We start from the raw sequence: 3,927 nt of genomic DNA on the forward strand, positions 1-3,927 counted from the left end.
CGAAAAACGCAACTTGACCCCAGAGTAATCGCCGTGGCGGCGGCTGAACTGGCCCCCGCGGCCACCAGCAGAGGGGCAGCAGCCGATACCGCGAACCCGACAGCGGCCCCTATAGCAGCATAGGCCAGCCCTTCAGCCACAATACTGGTGATATCCGCAAAAACGCTGGCGTGAATGATATCGTCGCCCTTCCGGGCCGCGTGTTTGTCGCTCATGCCTTATGCATTCCGGTTGTCGTTAAGGGTGAGTGTCTGCTTAATGGCATTCCATCGCGCCGTATCCTGTTCAGTAAATGCGCGCAGTGCGGAAAGCGTGAAAACCAGCAGCACCGCCTGCTCAGGAACCTGGACCGCCAGCTGTTTTTGCCAGATATGGTGTTCACCGCGTAAAAAGGCGGTTTCGACTTCAATGGCGCGAATATTTCTTTGCGGCCCCACAAGCACACGGGCAAATTCGCTCTGCTGTACGTCCCCCATCTGGGTGCGCATTACGTCCCATTGACGCTGAAATTCCTGCTCTGCATTGCTGCCCTCTGGAATCACGCCCCGACTGACGACCACGGATAAACCGCTCTCATCATCACGCAATACTGTCATGCTGGTGTCCTGCCACTGGGCAGGGAATAGCTGAAAGGAACCTTCCTGGAGGTGATATTTCATTATTAGCCCTTTTAATGCTTTCACTGAGGGGGAATAGATGGGTAAGCGCTACTAAGACAGCGCTAAGAGAAGTCCTTCGACGAAATAACCACGCTGTGCAAGCAATCAGGTTGTGATTCAGTGAAACTGAACGTTATCTCCTGGCCTTGCTTATCAGCAGGGGTTGTATGGCTGGTGACTTCATTTACGGATCGCCCTCTGGGTACGTCCGTTATCTGTAATTCAGGATAATGTTTTTTTACCGTGTCGAGCGAAATACAGTGCCCGAACCAGATAAAACTTAAGAAAGGCCCCTGACCGCTGCGATCCTTACTCAAACGCACATCAATATCAGCAACTGTTGAGCCATCCTTCAATTCAACAGTCGCTGCCTGATAAAACTGAGTATATTCATTCTGTTTAACTAAACGTAACGCCACTGGAAAAGTGTTTACGTTATGTATTGTCAGATTGCGGATGGGTGCCTTGATGTCGGTAATAAAATCCCAGACATCATTACTTTTTATATTCGCCTCAGCATTCGCAGCCATAAATAAAAGCGAAAAAACAAACACTTTTTCAACATATCGACAAAGCATGTGATTTACTCATCTTCTTCGTTGTAACTCATAATGATTGAGGCCACTTGCCCATCAACGACTTCAAAAGATATACGTTTCTTCGCAAATAAATAGTGAATTACCTTACTGCCATTAATTTCGACCTCTTTGCCTGCGCCATAGCGTTCACGAAGCTGGGCCAGAGGCATGCCGACATAAGCGCCTCTATTTGTTTTCAGCTTCGATGACGTCAATGTAATCTGGGCAATGATATAATCATCAACCGTCCTTTCTGCTTTATCCCACCAAAGATTGGATGTATAAACATCGAAACCATCATATTGATGACGATAAAACTTGTAAGTGTCATCGCCGTAGTCAACTGTTCCGACAAAGTCATCCCTTTCGGCTTGTCCGAGCACCTTATCGGTCTGCTCGTTCCAGGGATCACCGAGCGAAATAATTTTCCGCTCTCCGATGACAGAAAAATCGCCCTTCGTTAGCGCAGCATCACTCACAGCAGCCATCGTCGACGTTATCTGCGTACCTGATGAGTAGGCCGTAACACTAAAAAAAACAAAAAACGCTGTAAAAAACATTCGAATCATAAAAAAATGCGCTCTATAAAAAACCATCAATAATTGAAGTCACATTCATTTACTCCATATACCCGTTTGATTTACGACTGTTTTATTGTTATTAACGACAGTCAATGTGTTATCCAGCTTACTGACCGAATAGACCGCGTTCCCCTTCCTGAACTCATATGAAATAATGGGGCAAATCCCGGAGTCACACCCCTTGCGAACGGCAACGCCTTTGAGAGTTAGCTCCGCACCATCTTTTTTTCTCGTGCCATGATACGTTGAAACATTGCAGTTTTTCTCAGCATCGCAGACCGTTGTAAGCTCAATGGAAAATGAATCTGTATTAAAGTGAGCCGTTTCTGAGTAATCTGCGGGGACGCTTCTGAGCGAGGCAAACTGCATATTACCGAATCGTTCAGCCCATGCCTTAATGTCCTTGTTAATTTCCGCTCCATCAGCATTGCTTTTATACTGGATAACATCAGATTCTGGCACCACCCATGCAGCTGATATTTTCCCATCAGGGAAGACAATTAAGGCCGAGGCATTTTCTTTATATAAATCCTGCATCCACCCTTCAACAAACAATGCACCATCACGGGTCTTATGCGGTTCGCCATAGACCTCAAAATTATTAATATAGGTCTCATAATCCGAGCCCAGTAATGCTTTCAGGCTCTTCGTCACATCTTTATTCTCCATCAGGCCAGATGCCGTGGATATTTTGTCATATTGACTTAAATTTATCGATGCTAATGCTGACAAGGGAGAACATAGCGCGGCGACAACCAAAGATGTAATTGCAAATTTTTTTAACATAATTATTACTCTTTAGATAATTTTAAAAACTCATCAGACTCGTTAGCATAGCGTTTTTTAAGTCCTTTGTTGTAGTGATCCCACCAGTTATAGGCTTTGCCACCTTTCACTGTTGTTGTGTCGCCATAAATCGCCTTGTCATAATCTAGTCTCGCGTTCACCAGTTTTTCCTGAAAATCCTCAGGCGTCATGGCTTCTATTTTTGTGATCGCCTGGGGTGTCAGGGTATCAGTTTGAACTATTTTACCTGATTCCATTGAGTTCAGTATGGCTTGAGCCCCACCGGCACCCCGCATGTGGGATAAAGAGGTAATGGCCGCTTGTTTGCCAGGATCGGTAAAATTTAACGCGCCGGCGGATTTTGCCGTGCTTGACATCGCTTTTGAAACCTCTTCAAACTCCTCAGCGCTTCCCTTGCCGTAAGCTTTACGCGCGGCAAGTATGTTGTCATACGCTTTTCCATTCCCTTTTCGGAAACCATAAAGCTCCTTACGCCCACCCTGCTCGCCTTCACTCCCTTCCGATTTCATCACTGATTTGACGACTCTATCGTCAATCCGCCCCGCTTTCGTCGCTGATTGCCCTCGCTGTGGGGCCGCTGGCGGTGCACCTGCCGCTTTCCCTTTTTTCTCAGGTGTAAAATGGGCCTGTACCGCCGCATCAATATCGCTCTTATGATCAGAGCCTGGGGCGACAGTGCCTGGCTGCGTGTCGTCGGCATTGAGATGCAGTTTCCCGCCGGTTTTAATGTGCCCGTCGTCTTCCACAAAGAAGTTAAACGACTTACCGATGAGATTGATTTTTCCGTTGGCATTCAGCTCAAAGGCACTCTCACCGCATACCAGCCGCAGTTTGGTGCCCGAGGCCAGCACGTACTGTTCGACTACCGCATCGAGTTTGCCTTTGCCGGTCAGGATCTCCGTGCCGCCTTTGACGGCCTGGGTTTGATTGATTTCGACCCGATGCAGTTCGTTTTTCTTCACATAGTGCGAACGTTCGCCGAGGACACTATGGGACTCATCGTTTTTAACATGGGTATCCATATTGCGTTGGGCCTGGATCCACACCTGCTCTTCCCCGGCTTTATCTTCAAAGCGCAGGGCGTTGGCGGTGTCGGCAGAACCGTCTTTTGAACGGCTGAGGAAACCCATTTGGGTCGCTCCTGCTGGCAATGCCCAGGGCGGCATACTTGCTTCGTTATAGACGCGTCCGGTGACGATGGGTCTGTCCGGGTCGCCGTTGATAAAGTCCACCACCACTTCATCGCCCACGCGCGGGATCTGCACCCCGCCAAAACCCTGACCTGCCCATGCGCTCGATACC

The 3,927-nt window shown here is 48.1% G+C and carries 6 protein-coding genes; all 6 read right to left on the reverse strand.

Annotated features, from left to right (window positions below):
* Positions 1-215: hypothetical protein (locus KXR87_RS23185; RefSeq protein ID WP_437434532.1), on the reverse strand; the 215-nt coding region annotated here is incomplete at its 3' end.
* A gap of 3 nt (positions 216-218) precedes the next feature.
* Positions 219-659: a DcrB-related protein gene (locus KXR87_RS23190; RefSeq protein WP_437434533.1), complete on the reverse strand. Its 441-nt coding sequence runs from the start codon at positions 657-659 to the stop codon at positions 219-221.
* Positions 660-721: 62 nt separating this feature from the next.
* Positions 722-1,237, reverse strand: a complete 516-nt coding sequence (locus KXR87_RS23195; RefSeq protein ID WP_437434534.1) for a hypothetical protein — start codon at positions 1,235-1,237, stop codon at positions 722-724.
* A 5-nt stretch (positions 1,238-1,242) separates the two neighbouring features.
* Positions 1,243-1,806 (reverse strand): hypothetical protein, encoded by a 564-nt coding sequence (locus KXR87_RS23200; RefSeq protein WP_437434535.1) that lies wholly within the window; start codon positions 1,804-1,806, stop codon positions 1,243-1,245.
* 45 nt (positions 1,807-1,851) lie between these two features.
* Positions 1,852-2,604: a hypothetical protein gene (locus tag KXR87_RS23205; protein WP_437434536.1), complete on the reverse strand. Its 753-nt coding sequence runs from the start codon at positions 2,602-2,604 to the stop codon at positions 1,852-1,854.
* Between the two features lie 5 nt (positions 2,605-2,609).
* Positions 2,610-3,927: type VI secretion system Vgr family protein (locus tag KXR87_RS23210; protein ID WP_437434537.1), on the reverse strand; the 1,318-nt coding region annotated here is incomplete at its 5' end.

Origin of the sequence: Yokenella regensburgei (genome assembly GCF_051486985.1) — a bacterium.
Lineage (GTDB): Bacteria > Pseudomonadota > Gammaproteobacteria > Enterobacterales > Enterobacteriaceae > CBFFRJ01.

Coding starts and splice junctions, on each gene's coding strand:
- KXR87_RS23190 (WP_437434533.1), bottom strand. CDS start 659: ATGAAATATCACCTCCAGGAAGGTTCCTTTCAGCTATTCCCTGCCCAG.
- KXR87_RS23195 (WP_437434534.1), bottom strand. CDS start 1,237: ATGCTTTGTCGATATGTTGAAAAAGTGTTTGTTTTTTCGCTTTTATTT.
- KXR87_RS23200 (WP_437434535.1), bottom strand. CDS start 1,806: ATGATTCGAATGTTTTTTACAGCGTTTTTTGTTTTTTTTAGTGTTACG.
- KXR87_RS23205 (WP_437434536.1), bottom strand. CDS start 2,604: ATGTTAAAAAAATTTGCAATTACATCTTTGGTTGTCGCCGCGCTATGT.